Origin of the sequence: Microbacterium hominis NBRC 15708 (genome assembly GCF_001592125.1) — a bacterium.
In the GTDB taxonomy this organism is placed as follows: Bacteria; Actinomycetota; Actinomycetes; order Actinomycetales; family Microbacteriaceae; genus Microbacterium; species Microbacterium hominis.
This window is the reverse complement of the sequence record NZ_BCWI01000003.1, coordinates 76,019-94,069: the sequence shown is the minus strand read 5'-3', so window position 1 is coordinate 94,069 and position 18,051 is coordinate 76,019. Positions and strand designations below refer to the sequence as shown.

Sequence of the window (18,051 nt, the reverse complement as noted above, 5' to 3'; positions counted from 1 at the left end):
CACCGCGCCATCCGGATCGGACGAGCCCGAACCGTCCACCGCCACCGACAGCCCCGACGGCGTCGAGGTGAACGCCGCCGTCGGCGCCTGATTCACCGGAGCCGCACCCGCGGACGATCCGGCCCAGAAGTTGTCGAAGCGCGTCTCGAAGGGCACGGTGGTCACGCCGCCGCCGAGGTACACGCCGAGCCCGACGGCCCCCGGCGCCTGCAGGGCGGCGGTGGCGTCGGTCGCCGTCGCCGTCCAGGCGGTCGGCTCGGCCGTGCCGACCTTCCAGACCTTCACCCGCAGCGTCGTGGGCGAGGTGCCCACCGCCTCGGTCCGCACGTGCAGGGTGTCGCCGGCGGCGACGGTGAGAGCGGTGCCCACGTTCGCCAGGGTCACGCCCGTCTGCTGCAACTGCACGGTGAGGCCGCCCGACGGGGCGACGACGAGCCGCGCCTTGTACTCCGCGGTGCCCACGCGCCGCGAGTGCACCGTCACGTACGCGCTGCCGCCGACGGGACGCTGCGGAAGCGTCACGTCCACGTCGACCGCGGTGTCGGTGGACGACACCCCCGTCAGGTACGCGTAGCGCTGCGACGTCGCGGACGGCTGGATGAAGACGGCCTTCGTGCCGTCGACGCGATAGTTGGATGCCGTGTTGGACAGCGTCCACGCACCGCCGTTGTCGGCGGTGCCGAGCCCCGCCGCCACGGCCCGGTTGAACGAGTCGTTCGCATAGGTCGCGCCGACGACCGGAGCGGTCACCGTCACCGGGATCGCCTGCGTCGCCGTCGCGCCGTCGTCGTCGGTGACGGTGAGCGTGATCGTGTAGGAGCCCGCCGTCGTGTAGGCGTGGGTCGCCGTGACGCCGCTGCCCGCCGGGGAGCCGTCGCCCCAGTTCCAGGCGTACCCCGTGACATGCCCGTCGCCGTCGGTCGATCCGCCCGCGTCCACGGCGACCGTGAGGTCGGTGGCGGTCGAGGTGAACGACGCCGACGGCGCCTGGTTGGCCACCGCGACGACGGGCGCGGACGACGTCGCCGTCACCCCCTTGTCGTCGGTGACGGTCAGGGTCACCGTGTAGGTGCCCGCCGCCGCATAGGTGTGCGTCGCCGTCGCACCGGCACCGTCGGGCGTCCCGTCGCCCCACGACCAGCCGTACCCGGCGACCGTGCCGTCGGCATCCGTCGAGCCGCTCCCGTCGACGGCGACCGCGAGCTTGGTGACGCTCGACGTGAACGATGCGGTGGGCGGGAGGTTGGCGGCCGCTCCCGTCGCGCCCAGCGCGTGATGCTGGGCGACGTCGCTCGCCGCGAGCGGGGCCGCGTAGACGGCGACCTCGTCGATGCGGCCGTCGAACTCCCAGTCGCCCGGGCCCCACGTCACGTCGCCGCCGACGTGCCAGTAGCCGGTGTAGTCCTGCGCGTTCGACTGGGTGTTCGACCCCTTCAGCACGCCGTCGACGTAGAGCCGCATGCCCTCGCTCCCCTGGGTCGCCACGACGTGGTGCCACGCACCGTCGTTGTACCCGGGCCCCGACTGCAGCGTCTCGGCGAACCCGACCCACACGCCGTAGACGAGGGTGCCGTCCGGCGTCATGTAGACGTGCCGGTCGTAGTTGTTCGAGTTGCCGTCCGGGCTGTTGCCGAACCCGATGATCTTGCCGCCGGTGGTCGTCGACGTCTGGAACCACGCCTCCAGGGAGTACGACCTCGGATTGGAGAACGTGTTCTTGCTGATGACCTGACCGCCGGCGAAGGTCGCGGCGGTGTCGGCGACCCCGGCGAGCGCCCCGCCCGCGCCCGGCGCGACCGCGCCGATGTAGGTGCCGGGCTGGCCGAAGCCGGAGGAGTCGGCGGCGACCGGTCCGTTCTGTTCACCCAGACGCCAGTAGAGCGAGGGCTCGAGCGCGTACACGGCGGCGCCGTAGGCGTCGCTCGGCGCGGTCGCCGCGGTCAGCGTGCGCCCCGATGCGACGTAGTGCGCGGCGACCTGCTGGCGCGTCAGCGGCGCCCCGTAGATCGCGACGTCGTCGATCGCCCCCGCGAAGAAGGCGTTGCCCGACCACGGGCTGTCGCCGCCGACGCGCCAGTAGCCGTTGTACGGCTGCGCGGACGTGACATCCGTGCGCATGGCCACGCGCACACCGTCGACGTACAGGACCATGCCCGACGCGCCCATGCCCGCGGAGATCTGATGCCATTGCCCGTCGTTGTAGGCCTTCGACGACGTGATCGTCTGCGCCGAGCCCGGGTAGACGCCGAAGGTGATGCGCCCGTCCGGCTCCATGTACACGTGGCGGTCGTAGTTGCTCGAGGTGCCCGTGGAGCTGTTGCCGAACCCGACGATCTTCCCGCCGGCCGTCGTGGTCGTCTTGATCCACGCTTCGATGCCGAACGAGTCGGGACCGGCGATCGGCTGCGTCGTCGAGGCGAACCCCGCCGCGCTGCCGTCGAAGGTCGACGAGGGTCGCGCGTCGTTGAGCATGGCGCCGGCGGTGCCGCGTGTGACGCCGCTGTTGACGCTCAGGTCGGCCGCGCCCGCCCAGTCGTAGGAGACGGTCGTCGAGTCGTCGTCGAGAGGCCAGTAGTCCAGCGGCGCGTCCGCGAGGACGGCATCCCTGTAGGCGCTCGCGGTCGAGGTCCCGCTCGCGGTGACCGTCGCGGTGCCCCCGAGGATCGCGTGCCCCTGCGGATCGGTCGCGCGCACACGGTAGGTGTAGGTCGTTCCCGACGTCACGGCGTTGTCGATGTAGGCCATCGCGGGGAGGCCCCAGTCGGGCGACTTGGAGCGCACGTTCTCGAACGTCTTGACGACGACGTTGTTGCGGAGCACCTCGTAGGTGAGGAACTCGCTGTCGCGGTCGTAGTTGAGCGGCCAGCTCACGCGCACGGATCCGCCCGACAGCGAGATCGCGGTCGCCGGCCACGCCGTGTTCCACAGGAGCGGCCCCTGCGCGTTGGTCGACTTCCCGCCGACCGCGAAGCGCACGAGGCCCTGTTGGCCGGTGTTGTTCACGCGGGTGAACTCGCCGCCGTAGACGAGGTACTGTCCGTTGCCGTTGACGGTCCACGGTCCCTGCGATGCGCCGCTGACCGAGCCCGTGTTGAAGCTCGGGAACCAGTGGAGCAGTCGCGGCGCCGGGTTGCCGCCGAAGTCGTAGTAGCCGTTGTTGAGCCCGGCGGGCGTGATGCGGGCGGGCTCGTTGGTCACGGCGATGCCGCGGTAGAACGTCCACGGGTCGCTCTGCGGGAAGCCGTCCTCGAGGCTGCCGCAGTAGTGGGAGTGGCCCGCCGCGTAGACGACGTCGCCCATCGGCTGGACGTCGTACTCGTCGCCGTGGCAGTCGTTGACCCACACGAGGCTTCCCGTCGCCCAGGACGAGCGGAAGCTGCCTTCGAGGTTGCCCCCGCTGCCGTACACGTAGCCCGTGCCGTAGAACGACCCGGCGCCGTCGGACTTGAGTGACAAGATCGAGGCGTCCAGCCCGGCGTTGCGGATCACGTCGTTCGTCTGGAACGGCAGCAGCGAGGCGTCGGCGGCGCTGACCATCGCGAGGCCGTAGCCCGGATTGCTGCTCCCGTTGAGCGTCTGGAAGTTGCCGCCGAGCACGACCTTGCCGCCGTCGGGCGAGACGACGACGACGCGGCCCTGGCGCCCCTCGAGCACCGGGGCCCACGGCAGCAGCGCGCCGGCGCGGGTGACCGCCGCCGCACCGGCGCGGTCGTTGCCGGAGATGCGGCCGAAGGTGCCGGTGAGATAGACCGTGTCGTTCGTCGCGGCGACGCCCGAGGTGACGCCGTTGGAGTTCGGGTTGAAGCTCGAGAGCGTCCCGCTCGGGAGGTCGAAGGCCGCCACGCGGTTGCGCGTCTGCCCGTTGACGGTGGTGAAGTCGCCGACGATGTACAGGCGCGTGCCGTCGGGCGAGGCCTCGACCTGACGCACCTGCGCGTTGATCGACGGCGCGAACGAGGCGATCAGGACGCCGGTCGTGATGTCGTAGGCGAGCAGGTTGCTGCGGGGCGTCTCGTTCGTGCCCGCCGCCGCGCCGGCCGGGCGCGCGGACGTGAACTTGCCGGCCGCGTAGACGACGTTGCCGACGACCGCCTGATCCCAGACGATGCCGTTGATCTGCACCGTCGGCAGCGCGTCGGCGGTGACGGTCGACGGCGTTCCCGTCGGCGGGCTGACGTCGGCGTGCGCCGGAGCGACGGCGACGAAGCCGCTGATGACGACGGCGAGCGCCGTCACGAAAACCGCCGCGATGTTCCGCGTCCGCTGTACGCCGACGCCGGCACGAATACGCACCATGACTCCCCCAGTCATCCCCCGCGACCGGATCCCCATCCGTTGATGCCGCGAAGGCGATAGTCCCCCCAGCGCCCGCTACGGCCTGGGGCCGACGAAGACGATGTCTGGCTCAGACGCCAGCAGGTCGACGGTAACACGGATGTCCCCCTCCGCCGCAAGGGGTGCGACGAACGTGAAGTCCGCCGTGGCCTCGGCTCCCGGGGCGATGGATGCCGGGAAGGTGCGCGTGGTCTTGTCCGTGACGGCGATCGCCGGCGTCCTGTCGTCGCCGCCGTAGCTGAGGTTGACGCTGGATCCTGCGGTGTCGATCGGCGTCGTCCCGCCGTTCGCGATGCGCACCGACACCGTGATGGCATCCCCGCTCGGCTCGCCCGGGACGTCGCCGGTGAACGAGCCCGCGGTGAGACCGACCACCTCCACGACGGCGCCGGCGACGGGCGGCGCGGCCTGATCGAGCGGCACCTCCGTCGAGGAGGGCGGCTTGGCGACGTCGGCGGTCGCGCCGGGGCTCGGCGTCTCGAAGGCCGTCGGCTGCGGCGTGGGCGTGGCCCACGACGGCGACGGCGACGCGGCGGCCGCGGCATCCCCCGCCGGGCCCTGGCTCACCACCGCCCACACGATCCCGCCGACGAGAAGCGTCGCGACGAGCGCGAACACCAGCCACGGCGCCTGCGTGCGCGCACGCCCGATCCCACCCCTGTGATCCGTCATACGGAAAGCACCCCCCACGTGCTCACGCACCGTGTCGGGGCCCCAGTTCCCCGGATGCGTTCCCTCAGCGTACGCCGACGACGCTCGCCTGGCGAGGGTGAATCCGCGGCCGGTCGTCCGGCGGCGGGCGATCCCCGTGCCGGGAGCGACGTGTGAGCACCGCCGAGAGCGTGACGAACAGCACGAAGGGCATGGCGCTGTCGACCATGCCGCTCTCCGTGAAGGTGCGGATGACGAACATCGTCAGCAGCGGCAGCACGAGACCCCGGCGCGAGCCCGCCGTCACGGCGGTGACCAGACACCACGCCACGAGGAGGCCGACGAGCACGACGCCGACGAGGCCGGCCTGCGCGAGCAGCGACACCCAGCTGCTGTCGAGCACCTGCGAGGAGCGCCACTTCTCCTGGACCGCGACCTCCTTGACCGACAGCCCCACTCCCAGCCACCGCTCCCACGACGTCCAGTCCCAGCCCAGCACCACCTGCCATCCCGTGAGGCGCGAGTCCAGCGCGGTGCTCTCGGCCGACGTGCCGCCGCGACTGGCGAGGCCGTCGACGACGCCGGTGAACACCACGACCGCGTAGACGAGCGGCACGAACGCGAGCAGCGCGTAGAGCACGCCGCGTCGGCGGACGCCGTTGGTGATCAGCGCCACGATCGCGCCCGCCAGCGTCCCGACGAGCGCGATGCGCGAGCCGGTCGCGACGACGATGGCGAACAGCACGACGATGCCCGCGACGGGCCCGGCCCGCACGCCCCGACGCAGCACGAGGATGACGAGGGCGATCAGCGGCAGCGCCGCCAGCCCGGCGAGCTCGTTCGGATGGATCTCGGGGATGCCGCCGCCCAGACGTCCCCCGGCGAGGGTGCGCACACCGGTCGCCGCGGCCACGATCGCCATGAGGGACATCGCCGTCAGCAGCGCGGCCACCGCCCGATCCCACGGCGCGTTGGTCAGCAGCAGCAGCAGCGTCGCCATGACGATGAACACCCGCGTCACCAGCACCGCGGTGGCCGTGCCGTTGCCGGCGACCACGCCGCCGAGGAGGCTGACGGCCAACGCGAGGGCGAGGACGGCCGCGGGGCCGAGCCCGACGGGCATGCGCCGCCGCGTGTACAGCGTCAGCGCCGCGGCGCCGCCGAGGGCGACGAGGGCGATCGCCGCCTTCGCGAGGACCACCGGGTCGACCCCTCCGGCATAGAAGGCCTGGGGCCGCCACGGGATCACGCTGACGATCACCAGCAGGAACAGGGCCGTGAGCACGGCGAAGCGCCGACGGGTGGGATGCGCCGCGTCGGCGTGCGCCGCGACGCGGACGGGCATCCTCCATCGCACGACCGTCGACATCAGCGGAGCCTCAGCGCGGCGTCGGCGCAGGCTGCGGGTCGTCGCCGCCCCGCCAGGTCTCGGTGACGACACCCGTAGAGTGCGCCGGGGCGCCGGTGAGGAGGACCCCCAGCGGGTGCACGTCGGCGAAGGAGAGCTTGGTGACCAGGGCCGTCAGGGCGGATGCCGACGTCGACCCGCTCCGCACGGCGATGACCACGCCGGTGCCGTCGCGGACGAGCTCGCGGGCGACCGCGGTCGCCCCGGCATCCGCGATCGCGACGGCCGCGTCGATGTGCTCCGCGAGGGCCGCCCAGAGCAGCGGCATCCGCTCCTGGAGCACGGCCGTGGAGGGAGGCACGGCATCGGCGAAGCGCCGACCCGCCACCTCCGCGGCGAACTCGAGGTCCGCGGGCCACGACGCCTCCCCGACGAGGTCCAGGAGCGCGGCGAGCGATGCCGACTCGTCGCTCGGATCGGAGTCGGCACGGGTGTCGACGATCGTCGCAGTGCGCCCCGCCGCGGCGAAGGCGGCGGCCAGGCCGTCCTTCTCGGCGTCGGCGATCGCGTCGTCGGACGCCGTCAGCACGAGCACGGCCGACACCTGCGGGCCGCCCAGCACGCCGAGGTTCGCGATCGTCTCGTCCCAGGCGGACTCCTGATCGAGGCTCCCGCCGCGCCGCCAGCGCCGACGCCGCGGGATGCGCCCGACGACCCGCAGCCCAGCCAGGCGACGGACGTCGGAGATCGTGATGACGGTGCGGTTGGTCACGGTGCGGTAGACCGCGACGATGCCGCCGACCGCGATGCCGAGGATGAGGCCGAGCCCGGTGATCGCCAGCACCTGCGGCGAGACCGGCGCGAGCGGCTCGACCGCCGGCAGCACGACCGTGAGGTTGACCTGGTAGCGATCGTCCGCGTCGGAGTTCTCCGTCGACTCGATGAGGCGCGACAGATGCGACGCCGCCGCGTTGGCGATCGCCGCGCTGAGCGGCGCCGTCGGGGCGTCGGCCCGCACGACGAGCAGCACGGTGTCGGTGGTGTTCTCGGCGGAGACCATCCTCCGCAGCTCACGATCGCTGTACTCGTCCGGCGACAGGCCCAAATCGGTGCGGATGCCGCTGATCACCTGCGGACTGTCGACGAGCTCCGGATACGACCGGATCCGCGCCAGGCTGAACTGGTTGCGCTCGAACAGCGACGCTTCCTTCGAGTCGACCTGCAGCATCAGCGTCGACGTGGACGCGTAGGTCTCCGGCAGCAGCTTCGCGACACCGTAGGCCGCGCCCGCGCCGAGCAGCGCCATGATCAGGACCAGCAGCCATCCTTCACGCAGGATCCGCCCATACGGAACGTCCTCCATGCTCCCCACCCCCCAAGATGAGCCCGACCGCCGGACGTACCCCTGTCATCGTCCGAGCGTCTTCGTGCTGGGCCGAACCTACCACCAGAGCGCTCGACGCGCCTCTGCTCACAGGTGGTTGGGAGAGACGGTCCCGGGGACGGCTCAGGCCGAGGGCGGGTCGGCATCCGGTCGCGGCGAGGCCGCGATCGCGCGGAGGGCGAGTCCACCGAGCAGGGATGCCGCGGCGAGCGCGAACGGCACGAGCGCGGCGCCGCCTCCGGCCAGCAGCACGTCCGCCGTGAGCACGAGGGCCAGCACCGTGTCGGCCAGGCGGATCAGGAACACGGCCCGCTGGCGCCCGCCGACGGCGCTCAGCGCCCCGTAGGGGGTCACCATCGCGACCGACAGGCCGTAGACGAGCCATCCGACGAGCGTCACCGGATCGAACGCGACTCCGAAGGCGAGCGGACCCAGCCAGGGGGCGAGGGTGAGGGCGACGCCGCTCATCGCCGTCGTCCCGACGACGAGCACGACGACGACGCGGTCGGCCTCGCGGAGCGATCCGGCGCCGCCCGCGCGCCGCCGGTCGGCGAAGCGCACGAACAGGAACGACGAGAGGCCGCCGACCACGAGCAGGAGCGGCGACGCGTAGGTGCGCGCCGCTTCGAGCAGACCGACCGCTGCCGCCCCGGAGACCGCGAGCACGGCGAGGCGGACGACCGTGAGCATCGCCGGTCGCAGCGTCTGCTGCAGTCCGCGCCAGGCCCCGTATCCCCACACGGACGCCAGATCCGCACCGCGCCATCCGACCAGCACGCGCTCGGCGCGCGGCAGCAGCCGCCAGCCCACCAGCGCGCCGACGCTCTGCCCCGCCGCGATCGCGCCGAGGAAGGCCGCCAGCGAGAGCCCGCCGAGCGCGGCCGCACCGCCGAGGAAAGCCGCACTGACCGCGAAGCCCGTGAGGTCGGCGGCCACGACACGGGTGAACCCGTACCCGGCCATGAGGAGCCGGCGCACGATCTCCTCCACCACGAACGCGGCCAGCGCGAGCGCGAACAGCAGCGCCTCCAGGGGGCTCGCGAACCCGGTGAGCGCCGCGACGGCGCCCGCGAGCAGGGCGGTCGCGCCGGCGGCCACGGCGAGCCAGACCTCCAGCCCCGCCCGGATGCGACGGGACGCGCGATCGAGCACGACGAGGGCGTCGCCGACGAGGCCCGTGACGATGCCCGAGGCCAGCACGACGACACCGTAGAGGATCGCGAAGCGCCCGTAGTCCGCGATGCCGAGGAGGCGGGCGACGAGGATCTGCAGCGCGAGGCTGACCGCCGCCTGCGCCGCCTGCGCCGCGATCGCCCCCACCGCCTGCCGCTTCACGCCGTCCCCTTCCCCCTCGCCCATCATGCCCGAGTCGGGCCGCGCGCCGAGGGGCCACCGGCGCCCGCACTGTCGTCGACGACCCGGGTGCGGTAATGTGCAGCCGTGGGCCGGGGGGCCCGCATCGAGCCGGGGGGCTCGGACCGGGCCGGGGGGCCCGGGATTTCACGTCAGCAGCTGGGGGGGCTCGCTATGGCTGTCTCGATCGGATACGCCGCGGGAGCGTTCGATCTGTTCCACATCGGACACCTGAACATCCTTCGACATGCGAAGGAGCAGTGCGATCTGCTCATCGCCGGGGTGGTCAGCGACGAGATGCTCCGGCTGGTGAAGGGGGTCGAGCCCTTCGTCCCGACGATCGAGCGCGCGCAGATCGTCCGAGACATCAAGTACGTCGACCACGTCCACATCGAGACGGTGCCCGACAAGCTCGAGGTCTGGCGGGAGGTGGGCTTCACCCACTTCTTCAAGGGCGACGACTGGCGCGGCACCGAGAAGGGCCTCCGCCTCGAGCGCGACTTCGCCGCCGTCGGCGTGCAGGTCGTGTACTTCCCGTACACGGCACACACGTCGAGCACGCAGCTGCGGCGCGCGCTGGAGGCGGCGAGCGCGGCCGGCGAGGACCGGCCGAGCGCGCGCGAAACTGCCTGACGACGCCACGACGGATGTCGCCGCCGCGCCGTCCCGGCCGAGGTCAGGCGCGCGCCGACGAGAGGAGGAGCGGGCCGACCGTAGGATGATCCCGGGCGCGGGGTGCGCCCTCGTCTTGGGGGTCATACATGGGCGGTCTGCAGACCAGTCGTGGCGTTCTCGGCCGGGCGCTCGCCGTCGGCCTCGTCGTCGGGGCCGTCGCGGCGGCACTGTCCGGCTGCGCATCCGAGCCGACGGACGGTTCCACGCCGGATGCCGGGGCCTCGGCATCCGTCGCCTCGCCGACGCCGACGCCGACGCCGCTCACGGCGGCCGAGCAGCTCCTCGCCGCCCACCCCGACGTCGCGGGCGCCTGCGCCGTCAGCTTCCGCGTCGACGGCGTCACCCTCGATCCGCAGCTGCAGGTGCAGGACCGCCTGTACGACCATCTCCCGATCCCCCGCGCCGACGGACGCGTCTTCGCGGGGTGGTATGCCGATGCGGCGACGGCGGCCGCGGCATCCGCCGACCCCGCCGCGCACGCGGGAGACCCCGCCACGAGGATCAACGGATCCGACCTCGTCTCGTGCACGGAGCGCCAGACGACGCTCTACGGAGCCTGGACGAACGCCGACGCGGTCACCGCCGCGAAGGCGCGGGTGCCGATCCTCATGTACCACCAGTTCACGACCAAGCCCGGCGGCGAAGAGGGCTGGCTGCGCGGCAACTACGCGTACATCGAGGACTACCGCGCGCAGATGCAGTACATCAAGGACCAGGCGTTCTACCTGCCCACCTGGGACGAACTGAGCGCTTTCATCGACGGAGCGCTGTACCTCCCCGATCACTCGGTCATCATCACCGACGACGACGCCGACCCGTCGTGGTTGACCATGGCCTCGCCGATCAACGAGCAGCTGCAGCTCATGGCGACCTCCTTCGTGATCACCGGCTCGGGCGTGCCCACGCAGAACCGTTTCATCCTGCCGCGCTCGCACACCAACGACATGCACAAGGCGGGCGCGAACGGAAAGGGGGAGATGGTCAACCTCTCCGCTGCGCAGATCGCGGCCGACATGACGGCGTCGGCGACGGCGCTCGGGGGCGTCGCCGAGGTCATGGCCTATCCGTACGGTCACAACGACGACACCGCCAAGGAGGGCCTCCGCGAAGCCGGCTTCGAGATGGCGAGGACCATCGAGCAGGGCTACGTGTCGGTCGGCACGGAGAAGCTCGCGCTGCCCTGCATCCGCATCAACTACGGGATGGGCGTGCCCGATCTGAAGAAGCAGATCGGCTGATCACCGGCGCCGCAGGACCTTGCGGAACTGACAGAGCACGCACAGCACTTGCCCAACTCCGCGTCGATAGGCTGGGACGGTTCTGTCCCTGACCGATCGCGAGCGCATGCCCATGGATCTTTCCGTCATCGTTCCCACCTTCAATGAGGGGGAGAACGTCGCCGAGCTGGTCCGACGCATCGGCGCGGCGCTGGGGGACGTCGACTTCGAGATCGTGTTCGTCGACGACTCGACCGACGACACGCCCGCCACGATCGCAGCGGTCGCCCGGGCCACCGACTTCCCCGTCCGCGTCATCCACCGCGACGCGCCCGAGGGCGGTCTGAGCGGCGCCGTGCTCGAGGGCTTCCGCAGCGCGCAGGCGCGCTGGTGCCTCGTGATGGACGGCGACCTGCAGCATCCGCCGGAGGACATCCCCCGCATGCTCGACCGCGCCGCGCTCGGCGACGTCGACATCGTGGTCGCCTCCCGCTACGTCGCCGGCGGCACCGCCGGCGGGCTCGCCGGCGCCACGCGCACCGCGGTCTCGCGCACCTCCACCCTTCTGACGAAGGCCATGTTCCCGCGGAAGCTGCACGGCTGCACCGACCCGATGACCGGGTTCTTCCTCGTCGACCGCGACACCGTCGACCTCGACGACCTGCGCCCGCGCGGCTTCAAGATCCTGCTCGAGATCCTCGCGCGCCGTCAGATGCGCATCGGCGAGATCCCGTTCGCCTTCGCCACCCGCTTCGCCGGCGAGTCGAAGGCGACGTTCTCGCAGGGCATGCGGTTCCTGACCCAGCTGGCGATGCTCCGCTTCGGCCGTATGTCGGCGTTCGCCCTCGTCGGCGGCGTCGGGGCGATCGCGAACCTCGTCATCATGTGGGGTCTCATCCACCTCGGCATGAACTACCTCACCGCCGCGATCATCGCGAGCGAGGTGACGATCATCGGCAACTTCCTGCTGCTCGAATACCTCGTCTTCGCCGACATGCGCTCCGAGTCCGGCCAGATGTGGGTGCGTTTCCTGAAGTCGTTCGCGTTCAACAACGTCGAAGCCGTCGTCCGCATCCCGATCATCCCGCTGCTCGTGCAGGGCGCCCACATCCCGAGCGTCCTGGCCGCGGCGATCACGCTCGCGGCGGCGTTCGTGGTGCGATTCGTCTATCACGCGCTGTGGGTGTACGCCCCGAAGAAAACGTCCACGTCCCGTGTGGCGACCCGGGCCGTCACCCGCACCGCCGAGCGTACGCTGGAATCATGACCTCCGAGAACACCCCGATCACGATGTTCGGCGCCGACTGGTGCCGCGACTGCATCCGCACCAAGAAGCAGCTCGACGAGCTGGGTGTGGAGTACACCTATGTGGACCTCGTCGCCGACCCCGCCGCCGCCGACGTGGCCCGCGAGATCTCGGGTCGCACGAACATCCCCGTCGTCGTCTACCCCGACGCCTCCCACCACGTCGAGCCGACCAACGCCGACGTCGAGGCGAAGCTGCGCGAGCTCTCGCTGATCTGACCGCGCGCCCGGGGCCGGGCCGCGAGCCGCCGGAACGGCATCGAGTGGCAATGACCCTGGGACTGCGTCTCGCTCCGACGTAAGCTGGAAACCCGCGCGCGAGCGCGAACCCGCTTCGAAGGAGAACGCCGTGACCGCAGGCGCCCCGTCCGCACCACCGAAGACGTCGACCGGAGACCGGCTCGACCACGACGTGCAGGACGGTCTGGATGCCGCGATCGCCCAGCTCCGCAGCGGCACCCGCGCGTGGAGCGCCCTCACGCTCGGCCAGCGGCGCACGCTGATCCGCCGCGTCCGCGTCGCGACCGCGGCGGTCGCCGAGGAATGGGCCGACACGGCGGCGACCTCGAAGGGGCTGCCGCCCGGGCATCCGCTGCGCGGCGAGGAGTGGCTGTCCGGACCGTACGCGGCCCTCGTCGCCCTCGACGCCTACGCCGACACCCTGCACGCCCTCGCGGTCGGCCGGTCGCCGCTCGAAGACCTCCGCACCGGGTCCGCCCCCGGTGCGCGCACGGTCGTCCACACCTCGCCGCTGACGGCGACCGACACGCTGCTGCTGTCGGGCTACACCACCGAGGTCTGGCTGCAGCCCGGCGTCGACGCCGCCACCGCCCGCCGCGAGGCGGGCCTCGGACAGCTCGACCCCGCGGCATCCGGCGGTGTGGGCCTCGTGCTCGGCGCGGGCAACATCACCTCCATCCCCTACCTCGATGTGCTGTACGAGCTGCTGGCGTTCAACCGCGTCGTGATCCTCAAGGTCAACCCCACGCAGGACGCGCTGGTGCCGGTGTTCGAGCGCGCGCTGGCGCCGCTCATCGAGCCCGGCCTCCTGCGGATCGTCCGCGGCGGCGGCGACGTCGGGGGCTACCTGACCCAGCATCCGGACATCGATCACGTGCACATCACCGGCTCGGAGTCGACGTTCGGCGCGATCGTGTGGGGGCCGTCGCACACGCCGGGAGCCGCGGGTGCGGCCACGCGTCGGCGGCGGGAGGGACGACCGCTGCTGAAGAAGCCGATCACGGCCGAGCTCGGCGGCGTGTCGCCCATCATCGTGGTGCCCGGTGACTGGTCGGCGGCCGACCTCCGCTTCCAGGCGGAACACGTCGTCACCATGCGGCTGCACAACAGCGGACACAACTGCATCGCCGGACAGGTCGTGCTGCTCTCGGAGGACTGGCCGCAGCGCGACGCGTTCCTCGACGAGGTGCGCGCCGCGTACGACCGCGCGCCCTCGCGACCCGTCTGGTACCCGCACAGCCAGAGCAAGCTCGACGCGGCGCGCTCCTCCTACCCGGATGCCGCCTGGTGCGCCGGCGGGACCCGCGCCCTCATCGAGGCGCGCCCCGAGGACGCGGCCGCCCTCGAGACGACCGAGTACTTCGCACCGGTGCTCGCCGTGGTGGGCCTGCGCGGGACGGGGCAGGAGTTCCTCGACGCCGCCGTCGCGCACGCCAACGACCGGCTCGTCGGCACCCTCGGCGCCAATGTGCTTATCGACCCCGTCACCCAGAACGCGCTCGGCGACGGCTTCGAGCGGGCCGTCGCCGACCTGCGGTACGGCACCGTCGCGGTCAACGCCTGGACGGCGTTCGGGTTCCTCACCCCGACGGCGACCTGGGGCGCGTTCCCGGGAGGCACCCTCGCCGACGCGCCCAGCGGCATGGGCATCGTCCACAACGCGCTGCTGCTCGACCGGGTCGAGCGGACCGTCGTGCGCGGCCCGTTCCGCCCGTTCCCCCGGTCGGTCTCGTCCGCCGCCCGCGGGCGCGGCCTGTCGGTGCTTCCCAAGCCGCCCTGGTTCGTGACGTCGCGCACCGGCGCCGCCGTGTGCGAGGGGTTCACGCGGTTCCGCGTCGACGGCAACCCCGCGAAGATGGCCGTCACGCTCGTGAAGGCCTTCGGCGCGTGAGCGCGTCGAAGCGGGCGACCCGCGGGAGGCCGTCCACGCTGGAGGCCGACTACGTCATCGTCGGCGCCGGCTCCGCCGGGGCCGCCCTCGCCGCCCGTCTCAGCGAGGATCCGGCGACGTCGGTGCTCGTGCTGGAGGCCGGGCCGCCCGACGCGGCCCTCGCGCTGCACGTGCCGGCGGCCTTCTCCACCCTGTTCCGGGGGCGCTACGACTGGAACTACGACACGGTGCCCCAGCGCGAGCTGGAGAACCGCACCATCTACTGGCCGCGGGGAAAGACGCTCGGCGGGTCGTCGTCGCTCAACGCGATGATGTGGGTGCGCGGTTTCGCCGCCGACTACGACGAATGGGCGCAGAGCGCCGGCGACAGCTGGTCGTGGGCGTCGCTCGCGCCGTACTTCCAGCGCGTCGAGGCGACGCAGGGCGCCGCCGACGCCAGCCAGGGCACCGCCGGCGCGCAGCCGGTCGAGCACCAGCGCGATCCCCGGCCCCACACGGCGGCATTCCTGCAGGCCGCGCGCGAGCTGCGGCATCCCGTCACCGCCGCGAACCTGCCCACCCGTCAGGGCTTCTCCCAGACGATGGTCACGCAGCACCGCGGCGCCCGCGCCTCGACCGCCGACGCGTACCTTCGCCCGGCCCGCGCCCGAGCCAACCTGCGGGTCGTCACCGACGCCCTCGTCCGACGCGTCACCTTCGAGGAGGGCGACGGGCTCCCCCGCGCCACCGGCGTCTACGTCGACATCGCCGGCATCACCCGGCACGCGCGCGCCCGCCGCGAGGTCATCCTCGCCGGCGGAGCGATCAACACGCCGCAGCTGCTCCTGCTCAGCGGGATCGGCGACGCGGACGAGCTCCGCAGCCACGGCATCCGGGTGCGGGTCGATGCCCCCGGCGTCGGTGCGAACCTCCAGGACCACCTCGTGGCGGGGCTCGCACCCGCCGCCCGCGGCGGAACGCTCTACGGGGCGCAGCGGCCCGGTCAACTGGCGCGCTACCTCTCCTCGCGACGCGGCATGCTGAGCTCGAACGTGGCCGAGGCCTACGGCTTCGTGCGCACCGCGGTCGCCGACGACCGGGGCGCGCCCGCGGGGCTGCCGGACATCGAGATCATCTTCGCCGCCGCCCCGTACGTCGGTGAGGGCCTCGTGCCGCCGCCCGCGGAGGGCATCACCGTGGGGGCCATCCTCCTGCGCCCGCGCAGTCGCGGGACGATCCGCCTGGCCTCGGCCGACCCCGCGGACGCCGCGATCATCGACCCCGGCTACCTCACCGATCCCGAGGGCGTCGACGCCGAGACCCTGCGGGCGGGGCTCGCGGAGTGCGAACGCCTCATCGCGACGCCCGCGCTGCGCGCCGTGACCACCGGCGGATGGGTGCAGCCGGCCGGTGGCGAGCGGATGAGCGCCGCCGAACGCATCGAGCTGTCGCTGCGGCGGTATTCGCACACCCTGTACCACCCGGTGGGCACGGCGCGCATGGGCGAGGACGCGGCATCCGTGGTCGATCCCGCACTGCGCGTGCGCGGAGTCGACAGTCTGCGGGTCGCGGACGCGTCGGTGATCCCCACGATCATCCGCGGGCACACGAACGCGCCCGCGATCGTGATCGGCGAGCGCGCCGCGGACCTCATCCGCGCGGTCTGACCCCGCCCGCCGGGTGGTGGGGCGGTCGGCGGTGGCGCGGTGGCGGTGGGCGGTGGGTGGTGGCACTGGTGGGCGCGTGACCAACGCCGGAAGACCCTCAGCTCACCCGCGGGCGCGCCGCAGAAACCCGCGGGTCATTGGCCGCGCCGGCGTCGATCGTCCGACGCTCGTCACAGCGAACCGGCGACGACCCGTGGCGGCGTGGACGCGGCGGCGGGTGGCGCGGGTGGGCGGGTGTCCAACGCCGGACAACCGTCAGCTCACCCGCGGGCGCGCCGCAAAGACCCGTGGGCCGTCGCCCGCGCCGGCGTCGATCGTCCGACATTCGTCACGGCGAACCGTCGAGGCCCGCGGGGCCGCGGCCCCGACCGCCCGGGATCAGCGTCCGGAGCGGCGCGGGCCGCCGTTCTGCCGCACGACCGATCCCACCATGAGCTTGCCGCCGGTGGCACCGGCTCCCCCGGCGTGCGTGGCGCGGCGTCCGGCCGTGCGCGCGTTGCCGGATGCCGCGGGCTGCGCGGCGGCACGGTGATCGCGAGCCGGGCGCTGCTCGCGACCGCCGACGGCACGGTCGGCGGCCGGGCGTCCGGAGGCGCGGTCCGCGCGGGGCTGATCCTGGCTGCGCTGGCCGTTGCCACGGCCGCCGCGTCCGGCCGGCGCGCCTTCGCGGGCCGCGCGCTTGCGCTGCGCATTGGCGCCCTGGCTGCGACCGCCGCCGCCCTGGCCACGGCCGGGCTGCTCGGACTTCGGCGCGGGTGCGACGTAGGGGGCGACCTCACCGACGAGCGCGGTGACCTGCGGGGAGGTCGGCGTCACGGGCACGGGGGTCGCGGTGATCGCGGCCTTGCGGAGGAGGTCCTTGACGTCCTTCTCCTGACCGGGCAGCACGAGCGTGACGACCGAGCCCTCGGCGCCGGCGCGGGCCGTGCGGCCGGAGCGGTGCAGGTACGCCTTGTGCTCCATGGGCGGGTCGACGTGGATGACGAGCTCGACGTCGTCGACGTGCACACCGCGCGCGGCGACATCGGTGGCGACGAGCACCTTCGCGGCGCCCGAGCTGAAGGCGGCGAGGTTGCGGTCACGGGCGGGCTGCGACAGGTTGCCGTGCAGATCGACCGACGGGATGCCCTGCGACGTCAGCTGCTGGGCGAGCTTCTTGGCGTGGTGCTTGGTACGCATGAAGAGAATGCGACGGCCGGTGCCCGAGGCGAGCGTGCGCACGAGCTCCTTCTTCTCCTCGACGCCGCCGACGTGGAAGACGTGGTGGGTCATCGCGGCGACGGGCGAGTGCGCCTCGTCGACCGAGTGCAGCACCTCGTTCTGCAGGAACCGCTTCACCAGCTTGTCGACGCCGTTGTCCAGCGTGGCGCTGAACAGCAGGCGCTGCCCGTCGCGCGGGGTCTTGTCGAGGATGCGCGTGACCGAGGGCAGGAAGCCCAGGTCGGCCATGTGGTCGGCCTCGTCGATGACGGTGATCTCCACGGCATCCAGCTTCACGAAGCCCTGCGAGATGAGGTCTTCGAGGCGGCCGGGGCAGGCGACGACGATGTCGACGCCGGCCTTCAGCGCGGCGACCTGGCGGTTCTGGTTGACGCCGCCGAAGATCGTCGTGGTCTTCATGCCGTACGCGGCCGCCAGGGGCTCGAGGGTCGCGTTGATCTGCGTGGCGAGCTCACGCGTCGGCGCGAGCACGAGACCGAGGATGCGGCCGGAGCGGCGGCTGCCGCCGGCGAGCGGGCCGCCGAGGCGGGCGGCGAGGGGGATGGAGAAGGCGAGGGTCTTGCCCGAGCCGGTCTTGCCGCGGCCGAGCACGTCGCGGCCGGCGAGCGTGTCGGGCAGGGTGTCGACCTGGATGGGGAAGGCGGTGGTCTTGCCGTCCTTCGCGAGCACGTCGAGCAGGGGGGCGGGCACGCCGAGCGCGCCGAAAGTGATGTCAGACATGGTGATGTTTCTGGGCGGGACGCCCGGATCGGTGGCCTCTGCGCGGATGCGCACAGGGTCGCCGT

12 protein-coding genes are annotated in these 18,051 nt (G+C 72.6%); 6 read left to right on the top strand and 6 right to left on the bottom strand.

Annotation, left to right across the window (positions count from 1 at the left end; translation table 11 throughout):
• The 5 genes from MHO01S_RS05030 to MHO01S_RS05010 all read right to left on the bottom strand — a co-directional run.
• Nucleotides 1-4,296: LamG-like jellyroll fold domain-containing protein (locus MHO01S_RS05030; protein WP_061781934.1), on the bottom strand; the 4,296-nt coding region annotated here is incomplete at its 3' end.
• A gap of 75 nt (nt 4,297-4,371) precedes the next feature.
• Nucleotides 4,372-5,007 (bottom strand): hypothetical protein, encoded by a 636-nt coding sequence (locus MHO01S_RS05025; protein WP_061781933.1) that lies wholly within the window; start codon nt 5,005-5,007, stop codon nt 4,372-4,374.
• Between the two features lie 64 nt (nt 5,008-5,071).
• Entirely contained in the window at nt 5,072-6,355 is a 1,284-nt protein-coding gene (locus tag MHO01S_RS05020; RefSeq protein ID WP_061781932.1) for an O-antigen ligase family protein, read from the bottom strand.
• Between the two features lie 10 nt (nt 6,356-6,365).
• Nucleotides 6,366-7,697, bottom strand: a complete 1,332-nt coding sequence (locus tag MHO01S_RS05015; protein WP_082808033.1) for a YveK family protein — start codon at nt 7,695-7,697, stop codon at nt 6,366-6,368.
• Nucleotides 7,698-7,841: 144 nt separating this feature from the next.
• Nucleotides 7,842-9,053 carry a polysaccharide biosynthesis protein gene (locus MHO01S_RS05010; RefSeq protein ID WP_157553733.1) on the bottom strand — a complete coding sequence of 404 codons (1,212 nt, stop codon included), beginning with the start codon at nt 9,051-9,053 and terminating at the stop codon, nt 7,842-7,844.
• A 192-nt stretch (nt 9,054-9,245) separates the two neighbouring features.
• On the opposite strand from MHO01S_RS05010, the gene MHO01S_RS05005 reads away from it, so the two are divergent.
• The 6 genes from MHO01S_RS05005 (at nt 9,246) to MHO01S_RS04980 (ending at nt 16,045) form a co-directional block, all read left to right on the top strand.
• The gene (locus MHO01S_RS05005; protein ID WP_061781929.1) at nt 9,246-9,704 is read left to right on the top strand and encodes an FAD synthase family protein; all 459 of its coding nucleotides are present in this window, start codon (nt 9,246-9,248) and stop codon (nt 9,702-9,704) included.
• A gap of 128 nt (nt 9,705-9,832) precedes the next feature.
• Complete coding sequence (locus MHO01S_RS05000) at nt 9,833-10,984, top strand: polysaccharide deacetylase family protein (protein WP_061781928.1); 1,152 nt, start codon at nt 9,833-9,835, stop codon at nt 10,982-10,984.
• A 112-nt stretch (nt 10,985-11,096) separates the two neighbouring features.
• Nucleotides 11,097-12,230 (top strand): glycosyltransferase, encoded by a 1,134-nt coding sequence (locus tag MHO01S_RS04995; protein ID WP_061781927.1) that lies wholly within the window; start codon nt 11,097-11,099, stop codon nt 12,228-12,230.
• Nucleotides 12,227-12,487: a glutaredoxin family protein gene (locus tag MHO01S_RS04990; RefSeq protein ID WP_060961124.1), complete on the top strand. Its 261-nt coding sequence runs from the start codon at nt 12,227-12,229 to the stop codon at nt 12,485-12,487. Before MHO01S_RS04995 ends, MHO01S_RS04990 begins: the two co-directional genes overlap by 4 nt.
• 130 nt (nt 12,488-12,617) lie before the next feature.
• Nucleotides 12,618-14,399 (top strand): aldehyde dehydrogenase family protein, encoded by a 1,782-nt coding sequence (locus MHO01S_RS04985; RefSeq protein WP_061781926.1) that lies wholly within the window; start codon nt 12,618-12,620, stop codon nt 14,397-14,399.
• On the top strand, nt 14,396-16,045 hold the full coding sequence (locus MHO01S_RS04980) for a GMC family oxidoreductase (RefSeq protein WP_060961126.1): 1,650 nt from the start codon (nt 14,396-14,398) through the stop codon (nt 16,043-16,045). The genes MHO01S_RS04985 and MHO01S_RS04980 overlap by 4 nt, the downstream gene beginning before the upstream one ends.
• 378 nt (nt 16,046-16,423) lie before the next feature.
• Here MHO01S_RS04980 and MHO01S_RS04975 read toward each other — a convergent pair whose 3' ends face one another.
• On the bottom strand, nt 16,424-17,986 hold the full coding sequence (locus tag MHO01S_RS04975) for a DEAD/DEAH box helicase (protein ID WP_061781939.1): 1,563 nt from the start codon (nt 17,984-17,986) through the stop codon (nt 16,424-16,426).
• Between the last annotated feature and the right edge of the window lie 65 nt (nt 17,987-18,051).